Source organism: Klebsiella sp. JN_Kp127, from assembly GCF_040062505.1.
GTDB classification, from domain to species: Bacteria; Pseudomonadota; Gammaproteobacteria; order Enterobacterales; family Enterobacteriaceae; genus Klebsiella; species Klebsiella quasipneumoniae.
The window spans coordinates 1-22,708 of sequence record NZ_JBEAHS010000009.1; the positions used below are offsets into that span (position 1 = coordinate 1).

Below are 22,708 nucleotides of genomic sequence, written 5' to 3' on the forward strand. Positions count from 1 at the left end.
GGCCATGTTTTTTGCTCCAAAAAAAGGCGTTCGCCCAAACGAGGGTTTGAGCGAAAGAAAAGTTGAAAGGGATTTTTTGGTATTAAGCGACGTCGCCGGGGTATGTGGCGTCGTCGTACTGGTAGAAAATTTCTTTATATTCAGGTGCAGTAATCTGACAGTTGCTGTCACCCGATGGGGCAACCTCCTGGACTATCCCATGCCGCGCACCCTTTTCACTGTCGCAGAACAATAACTTCGGCAGATCAATATCTGGGTCGTCCATAATCCAGTCGCAGGGATGCAGGTCGTCGTTGTACGGCACCGTCAGCGTGAAATCATCTACCCGTTGCGGCGTGAGCATTCGCGATGATGGTCGACCGTCCTGAAACTGTATCCAGCAGCGAGGATTCGCATAGCTCCAGTCCAGTGGCTCCGTAACGTGCAGCGTAATTTCCTGGAAGTCGTAAATCATCGCGTCAATCAGGCAACTTTGGGTTTTCCCGGTTGGAATGTCGTCGGACAAAATGATGTGATCACCGAAGTCATGACACCATCCCAGCATTGAAGTCGTAGCCGTATACGTTCGGCGTTGGTGGAGATATTTCATTAACCGACGCATCCCGATACGCCAGGCGCGATCTGCAGTCATGGCAACATCAATGGTGTAGGACTCCGTTTTGCGCGGAAAAGGATTTTCCGGCGTCCGGCACTGTACGGTTTCCTCCGCCCAGGTCACAGGGTTGATATATTTCACATCCACGCCATCAAAATCATCCTCCGACGGGACCCTGAATGACGTCTGCATTTCCTCCACGGTATCCTGAGGAGTAATGATCCCTGTCCAGCTTTTGACGCCCTCTCTCCCGACAGAAAGCAACCCGTCAGATAGCAGAAAATACCCCATGCCAGCCTCGGCTATTTTGTCGAAAATATCCTTTGCTGACGTGCTGTCACTGCTTGCCTGGTGATCAAAATATTCTCCCCTTGGCGTCCAGTAGGTAGCCTCCAGCGTACTGAGTGCCGCAATATCGATCTGGTCGTCGCGATATCCAAGACTGCGGGCAAGATGCAGGAACGCACCGCTGATTGTCCTGTCACCACCGCCATCATAGTTTCGCGTGGCGACAACACTCACACGCTTGTCTGACTGCGCCGCCAGCTGGCCGCCGGTTTCAACCGTGATCCCTATTGTTGATATCCCTGCGTAGGAGGTTGGACGGGAAAGTAAACGACCTCTGAGCGCCTGCCAGAACATGCTGTCTCTCGCGTTGTTGCTCCCCTGCTCGTTACGGCGACGGCATCTAACCTCCACCAGCCCGGGAGAGGACAGATCAAAACGCTCTGTAAAACCGAGGCCATTAACGTTTTTAAGCGCGTAAACCCCTGGCTTACTCGTCCACCCTGATCCGGAACCATAAACGCGATACTGGATTTCATACTCGACATGGCGGACCCGCTTATTCCCGTTGTTCTGGAACCCGCAAATTCCGTTTGGGAAAGCAAAGTTGACCTCGAAGGCGTCCACAACTTCATTTTGCGGGCAGGCCAGAAAGGGGCCGAGCCAGGTTTCATTATCGTTAATACCAGACGCGGCAAAATCCACGACGGTTCTGGTCATAAAGCCTGACCAGGTGCTGTCAACGACACCGTTAACCATACGCTGTACGGTCGCAGAGGGGCCATCAGTTGACGCTATCTGGTATTCGTTGCCACGGTGCGCCAGGGAAATCCGCTGGGTGCCTTCCGGCAATCCGGAAAAGGCAGTGCCAGAATCGTATGCCAGCGTCACGCTGGCTGTTACCGCAGGGCTTCCGCCGCTGGATGCTGTACCAGCTGTAAATACCGGGCTGTCGCCAAATACTGACGCAGGCAGGAATGATGACGTAATGGAACCGCCACGCCAGGGGCTGGAGATCTCCACGATACGTATCACGCCGCCATCATCCTGAGCAATGAGCCCCGAACCATTCAACCCGCCGTTAATCGCTGCGAGCAAGCCAGACATTGTGCCGTAGTTGGCGACCAGAGATATGGTATAGGTGATACCCTGCCAGGTCAGAGCAAAGGTCTGGCTGGTTGTCGTAAAGTCATACGTTGACGGCGAGGCACTGGCACGTAATACCGCAGTCGCTCCCCCTGTTCCCGGAACGGCGTCCTGGTGAGGGGTATACGTGGCGATCTGCAGGTCATAGTCAGTACCGTTAAACGTAAGGGTGACAGGCATTCCGCTGAATGGCGCAATCTCTGACACGACGTCGCCTGTCAGCACGTTAAAACCGCCCTCGATGGATACCTGATAATTCACTGGCGCTTTCAGGGTGACAATTGCACCGGCGATCCAGCCAGGAGGAAGTTTGTTCTCATCCTCGTCTTCATCATTATCATCATCGACATCGAGGCCAGAAAACGAGACAGAGGCACCGCTGACGGTCATGGCATCAGCAACGATATCACTGGCTTCAGGGGCAGTCTGAGCCATATCGAGGCCGCTGCCGCTCGACGTTCCCCCAACTTCCGTTGAGTTGAACCATATCTCACTGCGACGATCCCCGGCCACATTATCGCCGGGCCCATAGCTGGTATATGAAAAGCCCTCGCCTAAGGTCAGCGCCGGAGTTTCTCCTACCAGAAAATCCCCACCGGTATAGGAGAAACGCCCATATCCAAGGCAGACAAACATTTCGACCGTCATTCTGGTTGGATCAGCGGGGTCGAATCGCGTTACCGGCTGTACCAGGTAATCCGGGTAGATCCGGTTTCGCCCGAAAGCCTCCCTAACGGGATCGCCAAGCTTCGCTGTGTTGGCTTTTGCCGGATTCAGATCCAGCGATGAAGCGTTACTGGATGAAAAGCCGCCCAGCTCTGGTTTAGGGGCAAAGAATAATGCATAGGCCGTAGACGCAATGGATACGGCCACCGAAACCCACGCGGCAATTTCAAGACCCGTGCCATAAGGAATGGGATATATCCGCACGTCACTGTCTGGCCGCAACAAACATAACGGCCATTCCGCCGGAGGGACTGCCTGGCCGTTCAGCTCGATCACGACAGGATGAGTTTTATCCTGTGAATAGCTCGGGACATTTCTGCTCATCCACTCATGCAGCGTCAGCACACCATGCTCGTGCGTTTCAAGGGGTTCACCCGGTAGCCGGGACGGGTAAAACTTTATCGTCATTGCCAGAACTCCACGCGGTTAAAGCGACGGATAAATCGCGACAGTGGCAGAAACGTAACCCCCGAGCCTGGATTGCATTCCGCAACCTGCAGCTGGTTATCGAGCATCACAACGATCCCAACATGGGAAACTGTTGAGCCCGAATAGCAAGCCACTCCGGCACCTTCACAGGGTTCACAACGTTTCAGCGAAAGCATCAGCTTTCTCGCTTCCCGGTCGAGGCCCCCGCCGTCTTTGGTCACACCTGCAAAATCCGGCCATTCAGGTAGCCCCAGGTCGCGACGTATCTCATTTACAATGCCGAAACAGTCGAGCTGCGGATATACGCGCCCGCCCTTCAGCCAGGTGACTGAACGGTATTTATCAGGGTTAAACATATTTGCCTCAGATTAGTAACGTAAGCCCGGATGCTCGGCGAGGTTGTAACGTTTACGGGGCCAGGCTGTTTTGAGGACATTCATATAGCCTGCCGTGACCTGAACTGCTGTCGGGGTCCAGGAGCCGGATTTGATATCGAGCGTATACGGTGAGGATGCCGGAGCAGACAGATCGGATGAAATGTACCGCCGGAATGTCAGCGTGGCTGATTTCATTTCATCCAGAATTTTATCGATCGCCTCTGAAACCCGTCCGTCAATATTGCTGATAGCAAACTTTAAATCCTGTGTCCCATCGGCGTTCCTGGCTGGTAAGGCGATATCTATCGCGCTGGCATCAAACGTCACCGGCTGACCATTTTCCAGCGTCACTGAAACGTCATCCCAGCCACTGGTTAGCCAGTAGTTATCATCGCCTGCTGATATCTGCAGCGTATCGTGAATAACCTCCGATCCGCTGCTGGCATATAGTCGCTCAAGAATTGTCATGCTTCGGCCACTCTCTGTTTAGCGCAATATCCAGTAACGACTGGCCAGCCAGCCATTCCGGGTAATTCCCCCAGCCAGAAGGCGGTAACGGGCGTTCCCATAATTCCAGCGTTGCGCTGTACTGCCAGTATTTTGGCGCGACCAGCGTCGGCCCTTCGTAAATATCCACGAACCTGGCTTTATAGGGCTTTACCCCGATGGGAGTCTGGAGTTTCAGATAGAACCAGGACTGGCCATCTTTAAGCGCATCCCTGAAAAACGCCTCAAACACCTGCGCCAGAGCATCAGTTTTAAAAATCCATTTAACTGATGCCTGGGTGGGTGTTGAGGTATATCGCCTTCGTTGTTGAGCGCGACCGGACGTCATCTCCGTTCGCAGTAAAGGTGATATGGGCTTAAACCCGTACCCGTCCATAAGCGGCATGGGCAGGTATTCATCCGGGTAGAAAATATCTGCCATGAATATTCCCTCCGGGCAGGTTATCGTGGTTTTTTGGACTGTAGATTGGAGTAAATAGCCCGGCCGAATTTCTTCTGTGGATTATCTACCTCTGCGGTTAAGGTGTTAATTATCCGCTGTTCAAGAGCGTTATTTCTTCGCTCAACAGCCTGCATCGTTATGTCATCCGGTTTGCCGGTGAACGTGCTTCGTGCGTCCACGCTAACAGCTATCCGTGGCTGCGCCTGAATCTGATTTGCTGCGTTCTGTACCGCCGGAGACTCTCGACCAACCGCACGAACCCCCAGCGAGCCATCAGCGCCACGGGTAAGCGGCATGATGGCTTCCGGCCCGGCCTCGCCGAATACACCCGCCCCTTTCGCAAACGCAAAATATTGGGGAGTGCTGTAAACACCATTGCTGTAGGCAGAAAGTGACGGAGAATCGTAAACGCCTCCGAGAGCGTTGAATGAAAAATTAGCTCCCGCGCTTTGAATAGCGGTACCACTACTTGCCGCACCGCTGGCACCGCCAAAAAGACTACCGAACAACCCACCCGATCCGCCGCCAAATGACGCCATAATCGCTTTGGTGATTAACGCCTGTGTTGCCATCTGGATCAGCGTCTTAATCACCGTTTCGCCCAGGGAAGAGAAAATATTTGACATCCCATCTTTAAAAGAAGCAGCGCCTGTCAGGACGTTTGTCAGGTTGCTGGAGATAGAGTTAGTGGTGGCATCCAGAATCTCGCTGGTTGCAGTGGCAGCCATTGAACTCAGATCAGAAGCCTGATCGGCATAGTTCATCAGGGAATCGCTGATCCCCGCGCGCCAGTCTGACTGCTGTTCATCGGTTTTTTTGTAATACTCCTCCTGAATATCCAGGCGTTCGGCAAGCGCTGTTTTAAGCGCTTCCGTTTGCTTTTTATACAGGTCTTCGGAAATCTGCCCACGACTGAAATCACGCTGTAAGTCACGCTGCTGCCTGAGAAAATCAGCACGAATATCCGCCATTTCCTTCATTCGGTCACGGGCTTTATCCCCCTGTCCCGCGCCGAGGAAATCGATATTCCCCCTTTCCCGGGCGGCAGCATTACTGTCGGCCAGACCTTCGCGGAATGTTTTTAACTGTTCAGCGATATTTTTCTGATCAATAAGCGCCGCATTGTGCAGCAACGTTTCCTTTTTGGATTTTTCAAGCGAAGATAATTCCCCCTGAGTAACCTGATATTTCATCTTTGCCAGTTCAGTGTTTTGGCTGGAAAGAGCAATTTGCTCCCGTTGCTGTTTAATCAGCCGGGTATAGGTATCTTCGGTTTTCTCCGCCTCGGTTTTCCCATGCCTTCCTTTTGGCTTGGGTTTATTTTCCTGGTTGTTTCTCCATTCATTCAGGCCGTTATTAATCAACTCCTGCCGTCCTGTCTGAAACTGTGGGTCGTTAGTTAACCCCAGGTCATCCGCAGCATAACCCAGTCGTGCGCGCTCTTTGTCCTCACCTTTGAGTTTTGAAAGCGCCAGATCACGACGGCTTTTTTCAAGTGCAGCCGTTTGCTGGGTTGTCAGATCCACCTGTGGTAAGCGTAGTGGTGCGTTTACCAGCCCCTGCCGGGCCATGAGGAGATTATTTCCGAGACCCAGCAAACGGTTAAATTCAGTATGCTCACCGTTCATCATTAATAACGATTGATATGCTGAATTCTGTTCTGCGGCCTGCTGCCGGATTAATGCTATTCGCCTGTTCTCTATCCCTTCCAGTACCGACTGGATCGACTCAGACTTAGCCTGCATCTGAGTCAGCCTCTCCTGTTCAACGGCCAGAGCGGAAGTCGCTTCTTCCAGACTACGGGTGACCGTTTCAACCGAAGTAAGGTGGTTTATCATGAAACCGCCACTGGTTGTCGGCCCGGGGTTGGACAGAACATACTGATAACCCGCGATCTCTTCCTTCAGGCTTTTTACTTTTGATGCCTGTGCATCAACAAGACGGTTTTGCTCCTCCAGCGCCTGACGGGTTTTGGTCTCATTATCAGAAACTTCGGGCAGGGACATTGATTTTGTCTTTTCACGGACTGCATCAATGGTGTTTGCATATTCCTGAGCGGATAATCTGGCCTGTTCCTGATTCTGGTACATCGTGTACCAGGCACCGGCACCAAGCAAAACCAGCCCTGGAATACCGCCAACGAGGCTTAATGCTCCCCCCATGAGCCGGGAACCTACAGCAGTAACCGAGTTCAGCGCAGTCTGAGCGGATACTCTGGCCTGAATATTACGGTTAAGTGACTCCTGCGCCAGTGAGAGCCGTTTTTCTGCGGCGGCCTGCGCGTCTGTACCCCGAGCCGCTGCCAGTGCCTGCTGGGCACGATAAACTGCAGCACGCGCGCGAGCTGTCGAAACCTGCGTCCCTCTGACCTGGGCTTCAGCTAAAGCTACTTCGCTTTTTGCGGCGTTAATAATCCCAGCCGTTGCAGAGCTGGCACCAAGAGCCATATTTCCCAAATATCGGGCTGCACCAACGGCAACAAGCGCTCCGGCAGCAGTGGCGACCTGATCAATATTGTTGGCTACGCCATCAAGTAATCCGGTCAGGGTATTTGTCGCGCCACTAGCTTCATTAGCTCCACCGACCCATTGCATAAAAGCGTTTTCAACTTTTGTTGCCGACGATGAAACAGTCTGCGGCAATTCACCATATTCATTCCGTAGCTTACCAAGCTGGCTGATGAGGGCGGGCACTACTTTATCAATGGTTAACTGCCCCTGATCCGCCATAGATTTAAGATCTTTACGCGCAACCCCCATCCCTGCCGCAAGCGCCCGTATAACCCTGTCGCCGCTCTCGTTGACGGCATTGAATTCTTCGCCTCTCAGTACGCCCTGTGCCAGAGCCTGGCTAAACTGAGTGATGACCGAACTGGACTCCTGAGCATTCGCGCCAGAAAGTTTTAAACCAGTAGAAATAGCCTCAGTAATATCCAGCACCTGGCTGGAGCTGTAACCATATTCCCGCATTGAGGCTGCTGAACGGGAAAATAAATTAGCGTTGTCAGAAAAAGATGTGCCCGTTTTCTGGCTGATATCCATCAGCTGTTTTTGAGAGCTGGTAAAATCATCAGTTGATTGAGATGCCTGTTTTAGGCGGGCGTTTACTGAATTCCATTCATCAGCCAGGGATATCAAATGCCCCGTAGCAAAAGCACCAGCAAATGCCCCGGTCAATCCAAGTGCGGTAGCCTTTGCTGACTCCATCTGGTCAGTTAGCTCAGCAACAGAACGGCGAGTTTCCCGAACTGAAGCCGCAGCCTGCCTGCCGCCATTCTGCATTGTCTTATAATAATCAGCCCCCATACGTGACGCGCGGGCTATCTCGGTCTGGAATGACTGAGAGTTAGCAGAAACTTTAATGATAAGTTCACGCAGGGTTGCCATTTCATTTCCTCAGAAACAAAAAGCCCCACATTGTGGGGCTTTTTTATGATTTCAATATTATTAAATTAAACCAGCTTTTTTCCTTGCTTCTTCCAGATAATCTTTTTCTGGTTCCTCTTTTTTATGAGCAAGTGCAATCAGAAGATCAATTTGAGCACTTTGCTTTTCAGAGATTTCTTTAAGCATTGCGATCTGATCATTAGCTCTTACGCTTCCTCTGTTCAGGAAATACCAGATAACAAGATCAATAAGGCGAGCAAAAACAAATAATAATATCCAGCCAGTAGTAGTCATTTAAAGCACTCCGTGTGTCAAAAAAAACAACATAACACCTGTTATGAGTGGCATCCACACGAATTATTACTGGCTATGCTGACGCAGCCAGCAGCGCCGCTTCCAGCCCTGCAAAGGGATCGCCGCCGTCGTTTACCTCAATCTCTTCTGTGCTCCACTGAAGCTGAGCATCTTCAATGGTGACTTTAACGCCCTGCGCTCCGTAAACCGCAGATACCAGCTGAGCATTGAGGATATCGCCGCGAATATCGCCGATTGGGCTGATACGGTCGTACTCAGCCCACATCCTGAATTCGCCAACCGTCATGGTTTGTCGCAGTTCGCCCAGCGTGCGGCCCATCCGGAGCGCCAGCGCCATCAGGAACTGCATGCCAGGCATTTTTACTTTGCTTTAGCATCATCCGCGTCACGAATGAGATCAAGTGCCTGCTTCAACAGCCGGGAATGCACAGGGCCATAGATCGCTTCAACCTGTTCGGTGTCATCGACAGTAAAGACGGGCTGCAGGTCGGTATCCAGCAAAATATCGATGAAAAGCGTGACGTCGGCCCGCATCGTGCGGAAGGCTCGTTCTGAAGGGGTCAGTTCTGGTGCCTCCTGGTGCTCCTGCCCTTCCGGTAGTTTGGGTGGTTCCGGGCTGGCAATGCCCTGCCAGCGAATCCAGGCTTCTGCTGATGGCTCACGAATGATGACTTTGGCGTTATCCCACTCCGGAACGGAGACTTCTTTTTTACGAAAGCCCGCCATCGGTGCCAGTGCCAGTGCTTTAAGACTCGGTTTTGACATTAATTTTATCGCCGGTCTCCCGGCGCTCCGTTAATTGATGGTGACGGTGCAATCAGAAGAAGTGATCACAGTGCCATCGGCATCAGTAACCACGCAGGAATAAACCCCGGCATCACCGGATACAGCGCTGGCTTTCGTAAACGTTGCGCTGGTCTGGCCGCTGACCGTCGAGGTGCCCTTTTTCCAGGCGTAGGTATAAGGTGCCGTACCGCCCTGGACGACCACGCCCATGGTCAGGGCGCTTCCTGCCGCGACCGTTTGGGACGCCGGAAGGTCAGTAGCAAACGACAGAACTCCTGGGGCGTTAATATTGGTGGGTTTACCTTTCAGACGCAGCGAGAACGTTGCAGCAACTACGCCATTGGTTTGAGAATCCCAGGTGTGCTGACGTACCTCAGCGCGCATCAGGAATCCATTACCAGACGGGAAAATAACCTTAAACCCATAAACCCCGTCGTTATCATATGCTTCACGAAGTGCATCCTGCGCCGCGTTGCGGTAGAAGTTACCGGAAAGTGACATTTCAGACGGAGCAGGAAGGCCGTTGATATTTTCCGTTTCATCCGAACAGAGCGTTGTCACGTCAATATCGTTTTTCTGACCAGCGGTAAAGCTTGCCTGTTTGATAGTGCAACTCAGGTTTAACCAGGTTGCGGTATCCAGCTCTGCCGAGGTGACCGGCACAGAGGTAATCATTACTACCGTTTTTTGGGCACGTTCAAATAGTGCTGACATCGCAGCCTCCATAAATGAAAAAACCGCCAGCGGCGGTCGGATTGGATTGGTTTTTGTCAGGCAATGACCGTTATTTCGAGGGTTGCCCGATGAAGATGGGTTGTCGTGTCGTAGCCAGGAATTTTTGTCACCTCGACAGGTGAAAGAACCTGCAGGCGAGCCAGGGCGTCCAGGCGTAACGCTCTGGCTTCGTCATTCGTTTCAGCCCATACATCAACCTGAATGCGCAGTGTCGACTCTGCCTGGCCGCAGAAAACATCCCCGGCAACATCAGTCGGTATCGAGAAAATGACATAGGGAGTGGAAACTGCAGGAAGTCCGTCGCTGCCTAGCGGCACCACATACGGATAAACCCGCCCGTCTGCCAGCGTCGACAGCAGGTCATAGAGATCATCCTCTGTCATTTTGATAACACCTCATCGATAGCCTGATTCATCCGCTGCATCGCCACCTGCGTAGCTTCTTCCATGCGGGTATCAAAAGCTGGGCGAACAAACGGATGTGCAGGCGCTGTAGATGTTCCCAACTCCACGAAGCGCCAGTAAAACGCATTCCGCTTGTTGCTGGCCTTCATTGTATTGTCGCTGTTCCCCGTTCGCGGGTTAACGCCACGAATATGCACCCCAGATGAAATTTCACCGCGACGGCGACTTTTCTGGGTGACGACAACAACGTTTTTCTTCAGTTTTCCGGATTTCTCAGGAGCGCGATCAATCACCTCCTCGCGGAGCAATTCGGCACCAGCACGGGTCGACTCCCGGAGAACTTTATTATTTTCGGCCTTGCTGAGCGTTTGCAGATCGCGGGCAATATCCTGCAACCCGGAAAAATCCAGATTCACATCAATCATTTTTCGGTCCCCTGTTTGCAGAGAATTTCCAGCCGGGTACCTTTTATATCCGGAACCGGAGGCCCAGTGACATTCAGGACCGCATCTTTGTATGGGCCATTCAGTACTTTCAAACGGGAAGAAGCTGAGATGTCTGTACGAAAACGCACCCAGACGCGAATGGTGGCATCAGCACGCTCAACGCCAGCGGCTAGCAGCTCCCTACCGCTGATCCCTTTAACCTCGGCCCAGATAGTTTTTCCATCAGTCCAGCTTTCTACCGGCTGGCCGGAAGGTGTTTTTGATATTGTGAAGTTCTGAATAGTGACGCGATGCCGTAATCGTCCTGCCTGCATAATTCCTCCTAGAGCGGAATATAGCGGTACGGCTCTATCAGTGATGTAAAGCCAAATGGGATGCTGGTTTTTGCTGCGTCTGACGACTCTTCTCTGTTTTCATACCAGTGCCCGACAAGCAGCATCAACGCCAGGAGAATGTCGTCAGCAATCACCAGCCCGTCAGGATCAGTTTCCGGCACTTCGTCTTCATAAAGATGGCGGTTGATGAAGTTCTCCGCCTTTCGGCGCGCAGCACCATAATAGAGCGTAAGCACCTCATCTTCCGTGGTGTCGTCGATATCAATCCGGCACTGAGCCCGTAACTTCTCAATCGTTGTGCTCATATATTTTCCCTGGCCCGCAGCGAACTGCGGGCATAAAAAAACCGCCGGAGCGGTGGAGGTTGAAGCTGATTGTTGCCTTAGCCGCCAGATGCCGGTTTACCCACCAGCGCCTTAATCGCGCCAGTATCTTCCAGTACGCAGTCGAAGCGGTGGAAGGCCAGGAAGCCAGTCTGATCGTACTCTGCGTAGCGCTCAACCAGTCGTTTCAGCGTCATGTAAGTGACGCGACGAACGATAAAGCGGTTAAAATCGCCGAAGTAGGCAAATTTGGCACCAGCCGCGATATCAGGAATAGCCTGGTCAACGACATACGGCACCTGCAGAACAGTGGCAGGTGCGCCACCGATAATGTTCGGTAACCAGAGCGGGCGGCCCTGTCCGTCCTCCATTTCCTCCACCAGCTGCAACGTTGCATCGTTAAAGGCCCAGCGCACCTTTGGACCGTTACGGTATGCCGGGTCGACAGAGTGCTTCAGTGCGTTCAGCTCTTTCCAGGTAAAGGTGGTCGCTGCTGCGGTATTTTTGGTGCCAGTTACCGACGCAGCCAACCCTTTAGGCTGCAGCGGGGTGCCGGTGCCGGTCCCTAATACCAGATACTTCGCTTCACCACGTCCGATGCGAGTGGCGATACGCGCGGCCAGGAACGCCTCGATATCTACGCCGCTGTCCTGGAGCAGTTCATTGGATACGCGAATGATTTTAGAGGACAGTTTTTTAGCCCCCAGCGTTGCACCGCCGAAAGACACGTCTTCTTCACTGGTTTCAGTGTTTTCGCCCAGCAGTTCACCTTCTTCAGTAGTACCGTCAGAGGTTGCCCAGTCAATGTCCTGGCCGTTGGCGGTATTCAGAATTTGCGCCACACTGGCAATTCCACCGTAATCTTTCAGTGCTTCGACGATCTTATTTCGGAACTGGGTTGGTACGGTGTAACCCCCTTTTTCATCCGGCGTCGTGCCCTGAGCACGCAACTCCTTTAAAGCCTGGCGTTCTTCAGCGCTCATCTCGCCAAGACCACGGCGCAAAAACGCATTAAACGCCGCAGCACGGCGTTCGTTAGCCTGTGCTTCCGGGTTTGCTGGATCACGATTCTGCTGCTGGCGCTGTTCCGGCTCGTTTTCGTGGATATAGTCCTGATCCTGGCGGCGCAGTTCCTCTTCGCGTGCAATACGCTCATCAAGAGCGTCAAGCTCCGATTTTGCAGCGTTCCACTGAGTACGCTGCTCATCGGTCCAGGGTGTATCGCCAATTTTGTCATGCAGGGCACGCATATCTTTGGCGATGATGTTACGTTTTTGCTTCATTTCATGCAGTTTCATGATTTTTCCTTACGCGTTAAGAAGGGTCAGCAGGCGCTCACGCGCCATTCGTTGATTAATGGCGTTCTTTAGCGCACCGCTGTCGCGCGCCTCCTGCCAGGCTTTCATCGATCGGACGCCGGAGTCGGCCTCCTGATATGCGGGATAAGTCACCGGACTGACATCAAACAGCCGGGAAAACTTCGATATTTCACGAATAACGATCCCTTCATCGTCCTGGTACCAATTTTCACCGTCATGGGATACCCGGAAGGCAAAAGATGACTGGTTAATGTCACCGCGCATCATCGGCGCCAGCACCAGATCGCGGATAGTTTGCGTATCCGGCGCTGTAATGTCGTAACGCAGGCCGCGCTCATCGACAGACAGGGATAGCGTCCCGGCAGCGCTCCGTCCCAGAATAAAGTTGGGGTCATGGTTAAACAGCCCGCGAACATCATCATTCAGCACATCGTCAAATGCTCCGGGCTTGATGATTTCACGGAATCCCCACAGGGGTTCAGAACGGCTGTTGAACACCGAGCCATAGCCCAGAATGCGGGTAGGTTCATCGGTGCGTTGCTCGGCTCTGACCTCCCCGCTGTAACAGCGCGTTTCACGGTCATTCATTGGGCTTTTCCTCGTCGGTTTTAGGTGCCTTAAAATCGTCTGCGGGGTTCGCGGCGTTAACGCTCACCAGCATTTCATCCAGGCCATCTACCGGATTCATGTCTTCGAAGGCTCGCGCTTCATTGCGGCTCATCCAGCCATCAGTGATCGCAAAGTGGTAGAACTGAGCACGTTCCTGTGGGGTCCCGCGTAGCAGGCCTGTCAGGTTAAACCTGACGTAATACCCGGCGGCCAGTTCAGCACGGGTGAACAGGCGGCGATTGAGTTCCTGTTCCCAGTTCGTTACCCACGGCATGATCGTGTAGCGGACAAACTGAATGGCCTGTTGCGTAATATTTGAGAAAGTGGCTTTTTCGAGATCGTTAATCATGTGCGCCGGTACATTAAATATCCCGGCAATCATCGACCGATTCAGCTTCGACATATCAATGATCTGGGCATCAACCGGGGAAACGGTGAGCGCTTTGTAATCCAGCTCTGCCGGGAGAAGCATTGTTTTATTCTCCTGGCTGCGCAAAGCAGCTGTAGCTTTTTGCCACATGCTTTTTAAACGCCCCCAGCTTTCTTCATTCAGCTGGCTTTTCACCGAAATAATGCCAGCGGGTCGCGCATTACCGTTGAAGAATGAACTGGTATAAGCCTGCCCGCTCATCCCCATGCCTATCGTCTCGGCATGCTGCATGATTGGGCTAAGCCCCATTTTCTGGTTGTTACCCAGCGCCCGGATATGCACCATATCGTCGGGATTGACGGCAAACGCCCCCTCTTCGTTGTAAACGCCATAGGTATACCGACCACCCGTGTTAAGCAGTGTCGTTTCCCAGGGCATGCAGCATTCCAGCCCGGAAACTTCACCACGACGGGAACGCTTCACCCAGGTGTAACCATTCCCCCAGCCCAAAATATGACGCTGTTTTAACTCACGCCACTTATAGCTTGTCTGCCACATATTCGGCTCATCGTGAACCAGGTAAAACACAGGGTGATCGCGGGCAGCTTCAACCTTGTTATTGGTTTTCCGCATAACATGCAGTGGCATCTGAGCGATATTCGAAGAGATAACGTAAATACAGGCATACACCGCAGCCAGCTTCATCGCCGTTTGCGGGCTGACAAATACATCTCGGGCAAACACGTTATCGGTTTCTGCCGATTCACTCGTGATCGGAGTAGCCGGGTTTTCCAGTGGTTCACTGCGAAAAAGAGCATCAAGCAGCATTATTCCCCCTCATTGCCGCTAACAGCGCATAAATGAGTAGCAGGGTTCCCGACATCATCAGAGACATCGCCAGCCCGAACTGGAGATAAACGCCTGCAGCAAGCGAACCGAACCCGGTAAGCCCGATAACATCAGTGATTAGAGTTTTCATAGAAGTAAAAGGTCTTCGTCAGGATCGATAGTGGACAGGAAGTCAACTTCACCACCACCGTTAACAAGCAGGCGACTCATCGCAATAAACATCGCGACAGGACCGTCAATTTTGTTTTCAGGCGTGGCCTTGTTGGGGAAAATATTCTCGTTTTTGTCTGGTTTGACGGTGACGTTTGACATCATCCATGTCATCACTGGATTGCCATCGTGATGAAAACGCCCGGCGTAAATTTTCGCCTCGACTTCCTTCATTGCTTCAGACAGGTTTTTAACCGTCTGAGGGACTTCAACAATTGGTACACCTTCAGCTGCTACCGACAAAGCAAACTGAGTGGCACTCCACGGGTCGTATGCAAACTCGTTCAGCGAGTCACCTCGCGCCCATTCGATCGTTTCCTCTTTAATTACTGCATGGTCAACGACATCGCCATCGGTAAACTCAAGGAATCCAGCGAGATTCCATTTTCTGTAAAGGTCCGCCTGCTGCTTGGAACAGGCTTCCAGCCGACCTTCAGGTATCCAGAATCTGGAGCGGACATAAACATCGCCATTTGGAGCAAGCCAGACTTTAACTGCAGCTGAAATATCAATTTTGTTGGAAAGGTCAACGCCGAGCCACATTGACCAGTTGGCCGAAGTGGAGTCATCCCAGTCGTCACGGCATTTTTCCCAGCGCGCCATATCCATCCATGCTTTTTCACCTTGCACCCAGATATTGAGATGCTTGGTAAAAAAACCGACACGCGCCGCCACCTGCTCTTTCGCCTTTTTAGCCAGACGGCGCATATCGTCCCAACGCTTACATATCCCCAGGCCGGGATTTGCTTTCGGCCAGTTTGCCTCGTCGAAAGGATCGTCCCCCTCATCCAGGGTATAAATCAGCGCAAAATAGCTGTCATCCTTAATTGAAAGCGGGTCAGGGTTATCAAAGTTCTTCAGAACCTTGATTGCATAATCACGTTGCTCGTAGCAGATACCTTCCTTATTAAAACCCGCAGTGGTGATTGCAAAAATAAGGGACTGCAGGCGCGCACCGGTCGCTGTTTCCAGAACTTCCCAGACGTCACGAGTTTTATGTGCGTGCAGCTCATCAACGATCCCGCAGTGAATATTAAGGCCGTCGAGGTTATTCGCATCACTGGCTACAGGTTCGAATTTTGAGCCCGTCCGCTCCTGGTGAATATTCAGCTTGTTACTACCAAACAACCGGCCCAGTGTTTTAGGAGCCAGCTTAATCATGCGCTTCGCATCATCAAACACGATGCGGGCCTGGTCCCTGGTTGTTGCTGCGGAATAAACCTCAGAACCACCCTCACCGTCGGCACCAGTCATATAAAGCCCGATGCCAGACGAAAGCGTTGATTTTGCATTTTTACGCGCTACTTCGTCATAGGCGGTACGAAAGCGACGCACAAACATGGGGTCGCCATCGTCGTCAAGAATGCTCTCAAACGTTATTTCATCTATCAGCGGGACGACAAACCCGAAAAGGTTAATCAGGATGAAGGTGTGCCAGTCCATCAACTCGATCGGCTTGCCGGTCAAGTGACCCTTCACATGGGGGACGAAGTTATAAAAATCGAGAACGTGCTGGGCGCGGCCTTCATCAAAATAAACACCGCGCTCCGGGCCGTGCTCTAAATCATGAAAGAACCGCTGGCACGCAAGACGCACCAGTTCGCCAGCAACGATATCGCCAGATACCACGCGCTCGGCGTAGCGGAATCCATCTGCAACGGTTGCCATTCATCATTTGCGCTTTTTAAGAAATTCTTCCAGTGGGTCGGCTTCTGCCGGGCCTTTTGCACCAACCTTTGATCGGCTGGCAGGTGTCATGCCGAATTCGCTCAGCATCGCTCTGATCCGTTTCCACGCGTCAGCCTTCATGACTGCTGCAGGGTGCGGTTTGATCATTCTGATTTCCCGCTCCCCTCCTTCGTCTGAATCATCTTCGCTGTAGACGGCATAGGTGTAACCTTCACGATCAAGCGTGTCGCAGTGATGCCGGTATTCAACATAGGCTTCTATCAACAACTCCAGCGCTTTAGCATCCAGCGTGGTCAACACGCCGACGGCATCAAGTTCCTCACCAATACGCTTGAACCAGTACTTACCCTGTTTATCGAAATGTTTCGGTATTGGGGGGACCCCTGACGGGGGTTTTGGCTCGTTCTTATTGATCGGGCGCTTGGATGGGTTCCCCTTCACTAAAGCCAGATGTGTCGGGGTTTTCGGTGGTCCAGGCATAATCGAAAACTCCTATTAATCATTGGATGGGGTACCCCAAAAAAAAGTTTTCTAACCTGCGGCGGTGTGAAAAAAGGTTAGGCGGCGGTCCTTTGGGCCTTTGCCGTCAGGGATTTGACCCCGCCCCCCCTTCTGCATCGCATTAAATGAGAATCCATATCATTTGAGGCGTTCGCGCCCGGTTTTCGTTCGATGGCAGGGCCAACACAGGCTTTCGAGGTTCGAATCGTCATCGGTACCCCCATGAGCCTTGGCCTTGATGTGGTCAATGGTCTTTGCGGCGACAGCTCGACCGCTGCGGAGGCAGTTCTGGCACAAATGGTTGTCGCGTTTCAGTATGCGTGCACGCCTGACATCCCACTGGCTACCGTAACCGCGTTCATGGCGACTCTTTCCCTGCTGATGCTGCTGCCAGCCCTCATTGCGATGCTGATCACAGTAGCCTGAACGGTCAGTAGTGGTGCCAGGACATCCACGCTTACGGCACGCTCGAGGTATTAAAGTTGGCATGCTTAATCTCACTAATTTGGTGTGTTTCACTTTCTATCCATGATGTTCACGACATAATGATCAGGCCACAATATTGTGGTCATACCTATGGGGGTTTCCATGCCATTAAAACCAGGACAAAACAGTGGTAACGATGGTGGTGTTTATCGTGAACAAGGTCCGAGAGGAGGAAAGACAGATAACTTTACTACGATTCCTGACAACAGGACTGCGCCACCTACCTCCAAACCAGGAGGATCTTGGGTCCCCGTAAAAAGAACCCCAGATAGTAAAAGATAAGTATCAAAGCCGGTATATACCGGCTTTTTGCTGCTGCGGACTCAAAGGGATTTTTTTTGGAGCAATTCGCGGATACCGATCTATTGTGCGCCATAATGTAGCGCTTCGTCTGCTTATCCAGCACATCGATATCGTGGTCGGCCAGGTAGATGGCCCTCACCCAGTTGCAGGCGGTATCAACGGATGTCGATAGTTCAAGATACCCTTCGGCATTTTCATGAACCGATAGTTACCGTCCTTCGCTATTACAAAACAGCTATGAATGCCGCATACGTCCGTTTTGATTTTGTCGTTATACTCAAACAGCAGGTCTGCTATCTTACCTTGCCACACTGCATGCATGGCCTCCATGAAAACGCGGGGCATTACGCAGGAGCTTGCATACGACAAACCAAACCACAATTGTAGGTCTTTACGTGAATCATCATTCATCGTCTTAGCTCTCCCTTTGGGTTATGATAGTCTTGCAAAACAGACATGATTTTTTGTTTTCATCAAAATTAATGAGGCATGAAAATGGAAGAAAAATTCGAACCCGGCACCCTTGTGCAATTGAAGTCTGGTGGTCCAATAATGACAGTGGAAAGATTCGATAAAAGTCTTGATAAATATTGTTGCGAATGGTTCTCCAATGGAAAAAGAAATAGCGAAATGTTTAAAGCAACATCAATTCAAAAATTTAAACCATCTGTTGGTATCTTGTAATTTCTCCAAGGGAGCTCCGCTCCCTATTCCAGGCACTGGTTTCTGATGTATTCCTGCAGCGCCCTCAGGGCTGTTTGGTCACTGAGGATTCCGGATCGGATACCGAGAACGTTTCGTCCAGCAACTGCAGAGAGTTCGACGGTGGCATCATCGCCCATGCTGGAGGCGCCGGTGGTTTGGGTTGCGGCTGACACTGGACACTTGCCTTTGACGAGCACCCGACCACCATTATCAAGCTTGCGCTGCAGAGCATCATTTTCAGCTTTTGCATCGGCTAACTCCTTCGTGTATTTGGCATCGAGCGCTGCAACATCGCGCTGCCTTACCTGCATGTCAGCGATGGTGTCTTTCGCCAGGCCGAGTTGCTCAGTCGCTTTGTCCCGCTGCCTTTTAAACTCGGTGGCGTTGCTGTGGTAGTGACTGGCCAGCCACCCAAGGCAAACAACCAGGCAGATCACAACAGCGCTGATAATGGCCGCTAACCGGCTCATTTCACACCATCCAGGCAGAGCTGTTTCTCTGCGGCGCGACGAGTCACAAGGCCGGGAAGAACTTTCCCACCACCGTACACCCAGCGAGGGAACTGGTTACATGCCTGCGTAACCTGACCTTTCACGAGTAGTGCAAACAATGTCGATTTCTGCATATTGGCGCAGCCTGCATTAAAGGTGATCGACGTTACCGCTGAAAATGTGTTGTCGCTCAGCCGTCGGCCATTGCCATAGGTATTTACGCAACGCTCGGCCTCAAGGATGTTTCTTTCCCAGTCAGCGGCGATCTGCTTGTCAGTTTTTCGCACGCCGGGCTTAACTCCGTGCGTGTTCCCTATACCATCGGTGAGCACAGCTGCCGGGCAGACATACGGATCACGCCGACAACCTTCAGCATTGCCAATAAGTTCAAGGCCTCGCTCGTTGGTACGCACGTGACCGGCATTCAGCACTATTGCGATAATTGCTGTCACAGAACAAACCGCGCCGGTGGCACCAGCTCTTTTAGTCAGTTGCGCCATCGTTGTTTATCCTGTTCATTGATTCGGTGATCACTTCAGCAGACGATGGGCGTTCACGAACCGGTTTTTGCTGCACGCCATGGAGATAATCAGCCAGCAACTGCGTTCGCTTACTGTCTTCGTTACGCTCTTTCCGTGCATCCATTCTCCCCAGCACAAACGACGCGAGAGAAATCACCACGCCGATAAAACCAAAGAGGATATAAACCATGTCCTGTGTAGTGATCCCCAGCATTGAGGCAACGGCAGCCAGCCACGCAAAGAAATGGGTAACGATATTCTCGTTCTGGTTGTTCATTTTCATGGACTCTGACCATCCGTTGATGACGGATGGCGCTGTGTGTGTTTAAAGGGGGTCAGGCCCGTCGGGCTGGATTTAACAACGAAGCGTGTCGAAGATGATTACCGTGAGCCTGAAATAAAAAAGCCCACTAGTCGCATGGGCATTAATTAAGTTAGTCGCTGTTTTTACAAAAAAATCTTACTCAACAAAAAGATAGCCGCGATTACAAACACCGCAATCACAAGGCCAACATCGATATCATTACCGCCCATAAATACCCTCACTATTGAGTTAAACGTAGTGAGATCATCTCATAGTCATTTTCTCGATTTCCCAAGTTAAGGGACTTTTTTCATAAAAAAACAAAAAAAATGCACCACTAAAAGTCACTTTTAAGTGCCTGTTTACCTGACAGGCGCTCAACCTGCTGAGCTAAATCGGCAATCTGGCTCAGGGCTCTTGCGCGGCGGGTGTCGACGTGTCGTGCAGCACGTCTCTACCAAAGAGCCCTGACCGGATTGCAGATTCAAAAAAGCCCCGGCGAGTACTGAGGCTTAGGAGTTGTGGGTGTTGCTCTACGACAATGTGACAAGGGTACTGATGCAATGCAAATAGACCTACTCTCGGAGCAAGGATAACAACTTTTCCGTACTCTCTTCTGTAAATTCGAAGTGGATCAATTCTTCGCCATTCTTGAGAATGTAGAGTTCTTTACTCCCCTTATCATCAGTAGTGATATCAAGGGCATAAATATCAGGCTTGCATAGCGTAATACCGCCTGTCGTAACTAGCGTCTTATTAACGAGGTGACTCATGGGGATACTCTCCGAACTGGATTCTTTACTGGAAAAAATCCCACTGTGGAAAAGGTTAAAAACAGTACCCGACGAAGTGGATCGTCTCAAACAGCAGGTCTCCGAGCTTGAGGCATACATCAAATCCAGCGGTGGGGAGAAATGCCCCAGATGCTCACAGATGAGCTATAGCCTTGACCGAACCGTAGATGACCCCGATTTCATTGGGTTGGGAGTTCAGAGAGACTATTACAAATGCTCCAGCTGTGGGTATGAAACCTTTAAACAGCGCTGAGATTGCAGAAATGACAAAGCCCAAGGGGGTTAACCTTGGGCCTTTAATTTTTTCTTGCTGCTCAGTTCGCTTTAACGTCCCGAGCCTATCACAATTCAAGCAGTTTCTGGCTCACTTTGCAAGTAAAATCTGTCGCCATTTGTGCCAAATGCGTCACACATTGGTACGTACAGCATCGATTCTGCCAAACTGATCCATGCATCAACTCTTCGCCTGCAGGTCATAAAACACCAGTCGGGATGCTTTTCATAGAGCTCTTCCGCTATGCGGCGTTTGCTCTTCCGTAACCGGTAATGCTCCACCAGCAGGTGGTAAAGCTCTTTGTGACCACCCGTAATGAGGACTGCCCCCAGTACCTTATCAATCAGCAGTCCTTCATCATCTGTGCAGAAAGCCAGGCCGCTTTTGCTTTTCCCCGCGAGTATTTCACGAAAGAACGCCTCAAGCTCAGGCTTCGAGATGCCAGACTTCTTCATCCGGCGTAATGCCTCATTGATGGCTGTTTTGGTGACTTTCCCGGAGGCCAGTAACTGGTTAAACATATTGCCGCCACTACCGCCGCCGATGTAGGACCAGCGGCCCCACATCCGTAGCTTCCCCTGAATCCAGATGGCCTCCAGCGTTTTCAGCCTGACCATTTCACCAGCTTTTCCAACCTCGGACGGGTTAATCATTATGCGTTCTCCACTATGCCAGCACGCCAATTGCCAGCGAACGATCCAGAAATCGAAACAGCAGCTCCAGCTGTGAGCCGTGCTTCTCCTCAAATGCCACGGTGTCAGCGTGCAACTCGTCGTGATGCGCTCTGCAAAGCGGCAACACAAACAGGTCGTGCGCTTTCGTTCCCATCCCACCTTGTCCGTGGCCTATCAGGTGATGGGGGTCATCTGCTTGTCTGTTACAGCAGATACACGTCTGAGACTTAACCCAGCGCGTCCAGCTCTCGTTTACCCAGCGCCGGCGCTTTGGTCGCAGCATGAATGATTCCGGCGTTTCAGGATCTACGCGAAGACCGAGAATCTTTTTCTGCACCACTTCGCTCGCCGCTGGCTCCGGCACAATATCGCTCTCCTTCATCACCGGTTGATGCTTTATTTCCGGCAATCGCAGGGCTTTCCGGGCCAGCGATTCAGGGATGACGTGCGCCAGATTGTTTATTACCAGCCACCAGCACAACTCGGGGATCGTCAGTTGATGGTCTTCATTGAACCCCAGCTGTGAGCGGATGACCGTTATCAGCCAGGATACCAGGTTCTCACGCGCAATGCCTGCCAGCGTCTCTGTGTACTGATCACGCACCAGGTTATCGCAGGCCCAGCAAAGGCGGATGCTGCCAGGCTCATGCCGGAACAGCGTAAAATTTTCGCTGTGCCACGAGCCGTGCGGATACTGGCATTCAAAACGACGCTCCAGCTCGGCCTCCAGCGAGCTGATACCACCCGCGCGCAGAATGACATCTTTGTTTTCGAATACTGGCTTCAAAACCGGGTCTTCTGCCAGTGGCTGCGTAGCGGGAGGAATGGCGCCGGTTGCGTAGTCGCTGTATTCTTCCGGTGCAGGCTCAATCAATACCCGCCCTCTCCTGAACATCGGCATGAGATCAGCACCTGGGCGAAGAAGAACAACGCCCATGCGTGGGGCTATCTCAGGGGTTAGTAGTGCTCTCATATCATCTCCACGTCAGGCAGCTGCACGAAAACGACGGATAGTGATTTCTACTTTCCCTTTCTTCACGATGTTCCCCCACTCCACCAGCATGCGCTTAACCTGACTGTCGTCTTCCCAGACGCCTGTTAGAGTCAGTGCATCGAACAGCGCTTTGTTGTAGTTATCGATATCCCGACGGCGCTGATCCGGCGGATACAACACTATGTGAACCTCGGCCAGATCAGAGGATGGCCGGGGAACGGCCCGCAGTTGCTCAATAATCGCCGCTCTCGCTGCCTGCTGGAACTTGCGCCCTGTCTCGCTTACCAGATGCCTGCCTTTCAGCGGTCCCTTGCTCGGGGCGCGCCAGTAACTATTTACGCTCGGTGGAAATGGTAAAGTCAGTTTCATTTAGCCCCC

General features: G+C 51.9%; 28 protein-coding genes. 2 read left to right on the forward strand and 26 right to left on the reverse strand.

All coding sequences use genetic code 11. From position 1 onward, the window contains the following. Nucleotides 1-82: 82 nt before the first annotated feature. From ABLV04_RS05965 to ABLV04_RS06055, 19 genes are all read right to left on the reverse strand, one after another. Entirely contained in the window at nucleotides 83-3,160 is a 3,078-nt protein-coding gene (locus ABLV04_RS05965; RefSeq protein ID WP_348815476.1) for a host specificity factor TipJ family phage tail protein, read from the reverse strand. Continuing rightward, nucleotides 3,157-3,537, reverse strand: a complete 381-nt coding sequence (locus tag ABLV04_RS05970) for a nitrite transporter (RefSeq protein WP_031592495.1) — start codon at nucleotides 3,535-3,537, stop codon at nucleotides 3,157-3,159. Before ABLV04_RS05970 ends, ABLV04_RS05965 begins: the two co-directional genes overlap by 4 nt. 12 nt (nucleotides 3,538-3,549) lie before the next feature. Then, nucleotides 3,550-4,026 carry a DUF1833 family protein gene (locus ABLV04_RS05975; protein ID WP_004864228.1) on the reverse strand — a complete coding sequence of 159 codons (477 nt, stop codon included), beginning with the start codon at nucleotides 4,024-4,026 and terminating at the stop codon, nucleotides 3,550-3,552. Further along, nucleotides 4,013-4,486 carry a hypothetical protein gene (locus ABLV04_RS05980; RefSeq protein WP_004177132.1) on the reverse strand — a complete coding sequence of 158 codons (474 nt, stop codon included), beginning with the start codon at nucleotides 4,484-4,486 and terminating at the stop codon, nucleotides 4,013-4,015. The genes ABLV04_RS05975 and ABLV04_RS05980 overlap by 14 nt, the downstream gene beginning before the upstream one ends. A gap of 20 nt (nucleotides 4,487-4,506) precedes the next feature. Then, complete coding sequence (locus tag ABLV04_RS05985; protein WP_136023240.1) at nucleotides 4,507-7,893, reverse strand: phage tail tape measure protein; 3,387 nt, start codon at nucleotides 7,891-7,893, stop codon at nucleotides 4,507-4,509. 60 nt (nucleotides 7,894-7,953) lie between these two features. Next, a complete protein-coding gene (locus ABLV04_RS05990) occupies nucleotides 7,954-8,187 on the reverse strand; it encodes a YebO family protein (protein WP_016530182.1) in 234 nt (77 codons plus the stop codon). 73 nt (nucleotides 8,188-8,260) lie between these two features. Further along, entirely contained in the window at nucleotides 8,261-8,557 is a 297-nt protein-coding gene (locus ABLV04_RS05995; RefSeq protein WP_032409576.1) for a DUF4035 domain-containing protein, read from the reverse strand. An 11-nt stretch (nucleotides 8,558-8,568) separates the two neighbouring features. Continuing rightward, nucleotides 8,569-8,973, reverse strand: a complete 405-nt coding sequence (locus tag ABLV04_RS06000; RefSeq protein WP_019706011.1) for a phage tail assembly chaperone — start codon at nucleotides 8,971-8,973, stop codon at nucleotides 8,569-8,571. A gap of 30 nt (nucleotides 8,974-9,003) precedes the next feature. Continuing rightward, complete coding sequence (locus ABLV04_RS06005; protein WP_136023241.1) at nucleotides 9,004-9,708, reverse strand: immunoglobulin domain-containing protein; 705 nt, start codon at nucleotides 9,706-9,708, stop codon at nucleotides 9,004-9,006. Between the two features lie 56 nt (nucleotides 9,709-9,764). Further along, nucleotides 9,765-10,112 carry a DUF3168 domain-containing protein gene (locus ABLV04_RS06010; RefSeq protein ID WP_016530186.1) on the reverse strand — a complete coding sequence of 116 codons (348 nt, stop codon included), beginning with the start codon at nucleotides 10,110-10,112 and terminating at the stop codon, nucleotides 9,765-9,767. Next, on the reverse strand, nucleotides 10,109-10,558 hold the full coding sequence (locus ABLV04_RS06015) for an HK97-gp10 family putative phage morphogenesis protein (RefSeq protein WP_019705270.1): 450 nt from the start codon (nucleotides 10,556-10,558) through the stop codon (nucleotides 10,109-10,111). The genes ABLV04_RS06010 and ABLV04_RS06015 overlap by 4 nt, the downstream gene beginning before the upstream one ends. After that, nucleotides 10,555-10,893 carry a phage head closure protein gene (locus ABLV04_RS06020; protein ID WP_019705271.1) on the reverse strand — a complete coding sequence of 113 codons (339 nt, stop codon included), beginning with the start codon at nucleotides 10,891-10,893 and terminating at the stop codon, nucleotides 10,555-10,557. The genes ABLV04_RS06015 and ABLV04_RS06020 overlap by 4 nt, the downstream gene beginning before the upstream one ends. A gap of 8 nt (nucleotides 10,894-10,901) precedes the next feature. Continuing rightward, on the reverse strand, nucleotides 10,902-11,219 hold the full coding sequence (locus ABLV04_RS06025; RefSeq protein WP_019705272.1) for a head-tail connector protein: 318 nt from the start codon (nucleotides 11,217-11,219) through the stop codon (nucleotides 10,902-10,904). Nucleotides 11,220-11,296: 77 nt separating this feature from the next. Beyond that, on the reverse strand, nucleotides 11,297-12,535 hold the full coding sequence (locus tag ABLV04_RS06030) for a phage major capsid protein (RefSeq protein WP_004104235.1): 1,239 nt from the start codon (nucleotides 12,533-12,535) through the stop codon (nucleotides 11,297-11,299). A gap of 9 nt (nucleotides 12,536-12,544) precedes the next feature. After that, the gene (locus tag ABLV04_RS06035) at nucleotides 12,545-13,144 is read right to left on the reverse strand and encodes an HK97 family phage prohead protease (protein ID WP_000999827.1); all 600 of its coding nucleotides are present in this window, start codon (nucleotides 13,142-13,144) and stop codon (nucleotides 12,545-12,547) included. Continuing rightward, entirely contained in the window at nucleotides 13,137-14,363 is a 1,227-nt protein-coding gene (locus tag ABLV04_RS06040; RefSeq protein ID WP_000923127.1) for a phage portal protein, read from the reverse strand. The genes ABLV04_RS06035 and ABLV04_RS06040 overlap by 8 nt, the downstream gene beginning before the upstream one ends. Before the next feature lie 147 nt (nucleotides 14,364-14,510). Then, the gene (locus ABLV04_RS06045) at nucleotides 14,511-16,262 is read right to left on the reverse strand and encodes a terminase TerL endonuclease subunit (RefSeq protein WP_004206689.1); all 1,752 of its coding nucleotides are present in this window, start codon (nucleotides 16,260-16,262) and stop codon (nucleotides 14,511-14,513) included. A gap of 3 nt (nucleotides 16,263-16,265) precedes the next feature. Beyond that, nucleotides 16,266-16,763 (reverse strand): phage terminase small subunit P27 family, encoded by a 498-nt coding sequence (locus tag ABLV04_RS06050; RefSeq protein ID WP_001119413.1) that lies wholly within the window; start codon nucleotides 16,761-16,763, stop codon nucleotides 16,266-16,268. Nucleotides 16,764-16,922: 159 nt separating this feature from the next. Then, nucleotides 16,923-17,273, reverse strand: coding sequence for an HNH endonuclease signature motif containing protein (locus ABLV04_RS06055; RefSeq protein ID WP_217301591.1), 351 nt, complete (start codon nucleotides 17,271-17,273; stop codon nucleotides 16,923-16,925). 99 nt (nucleotides 17,274-17,372) lie between these two features. On the opposite strand from ABLV04_RS06055, the gene ABLV04_RS06060 reads away from it, so the two are divergent. Then, nucleotides 17,373-17,552 (forward strand): hypothetical protein, encoded by a 180-nt coding sequence (locus ABLV04_RS06060; RefSeq protein WP_071888078.1) that lies wholly within the window; start codon nucleotides 17,373-17,375, stop codon nucleotides 17,550-17,552. A 156-nt stretch (nucleotides 17,553-17,708) separates the two neighbouring features. Here the strand turns inward: ABLV04_RS06060 and ABLV04_RS06065 are convergent, their stop codons facing one another. Further along, nucleotides 17,709-17,984 carry a hypothetical protein gene (locus tag ABLV04_RS06065; protein ID WP_217301576.1) on the reverse strand — a complete coding sequence of 92 codons (276 nt, stop codon included), beginning with the start codon at nucleotides 17,982-17,984 and terminating at the stop codon, nucleotides 17,709-17,711. An 84-nt stretch (nucleotides 17,985-18,068) separates the two neighbouring features. Between ABLV04_RS06065 and ABLV04_RS06070 the strand changes: the two genes are divergently transcribed. Then, entirely contained in the window at nucleotides 18,069-18,257 is a 189-nt protein-coding gene (locus ABLV04_RS06070) for a DUF2158 domain-containing protein (RefSeq protein WP_217301577.1), read from the forward strand. 23 nt (nucleotides 18,258-18,280) lie between these two features. Here ABLV04_RS06070 and ABLV04_RS06075 read toward each other — a convergent pair whose 3' ends face one another. From ABLV04_RS06075 to ABLV04_RS06100, 6 genes are all read right to left on the reverse strand, one after another. Next, nucleotides 18,281-18,748 (reverse strand): lysis protein, encoded by a 468-nt coding sequence (locus ABLV04_RS06075; RefSeq protein ID WP_217301578.1) that lies wholly within the window; start codon nucleotides 18,746-18,748, stop codon nucleotides 18,281-18,283. Next, nucleotides 18,745-19,269: a lysozyme gene (locus ABLV04_RS06080; RefSeq protein ID WP_217301579.1), complete on the reverse strand. Its 525-nt coding sequence runs from the start codon at nucleotides 19,267-19,269 to the stop codon at nucleotides 18,745-18,747. The genes ABLV04_RS06075 and ABLV04_RS06080 overlap by 4 nt, the downstream gene beginning before the upstream one ends. Then, nucleotides 19,253-19,573 (reverse strand): hypothetical protein, encoded by a 321-nt coding sequence (locus tag ABLV04_RS06085; RefSeq protein ID WP_048964767.1) that lies wholly within the window; start codon nucleotides 19,571-19,573, stop codon nucleotides 19,253-19,255. Before ABLV04_RS06085 ends, ABLV04_RS06080 begins: the two co-directional genes overlap by 17 nt. 1,163 nt (nucleotides 19,574-20,736) lie before the next feature. Further along, nucleotides 20,737-21,315 (reverse strand): DUF1133 family protein, encoded by a 579-nt coding sequence (locus tag ABLV04_RS06090; RefSeq protein WP_277447128.1) that lies wholly within the window; start codon nucleotides 21,313-21,315, stop codon nucleotides 20,737-20,739. A gap of 13 nt (nucleotides 21,316-21,328) precedes the next feature. Continuing rightward, nucleotides 21,329-22,309 carry a DUF968 domain-containing protein gene (locus ABLV04_RS06095; RefSeq protein ID WP_277447127.1) on the reverse strand — a complete coding sequence of 327 codons (981 nt, stop codon included), beginning with the start codon at nucleotides 22,307-22,309 and terminating at the stop codon, nucleotides 21,329-21,331. Between the two features lie 12 nt (nucleotides 22,310-22,321). Next, nucleotides 22,322-22,699, reverse strand: coding sequence for a RusA family crossover junction endodeoxyribonuclease (locus tag ABLV04_RS06100; protein ID WP_000779146.1), 378 nt, complete (start codon nucleotides 22,697-22,699; stop codon nucleotides 22,322-22,324). Between the last annotated feature and the right edge of the window lie 9 nt (nucleotides 22,700-22,708).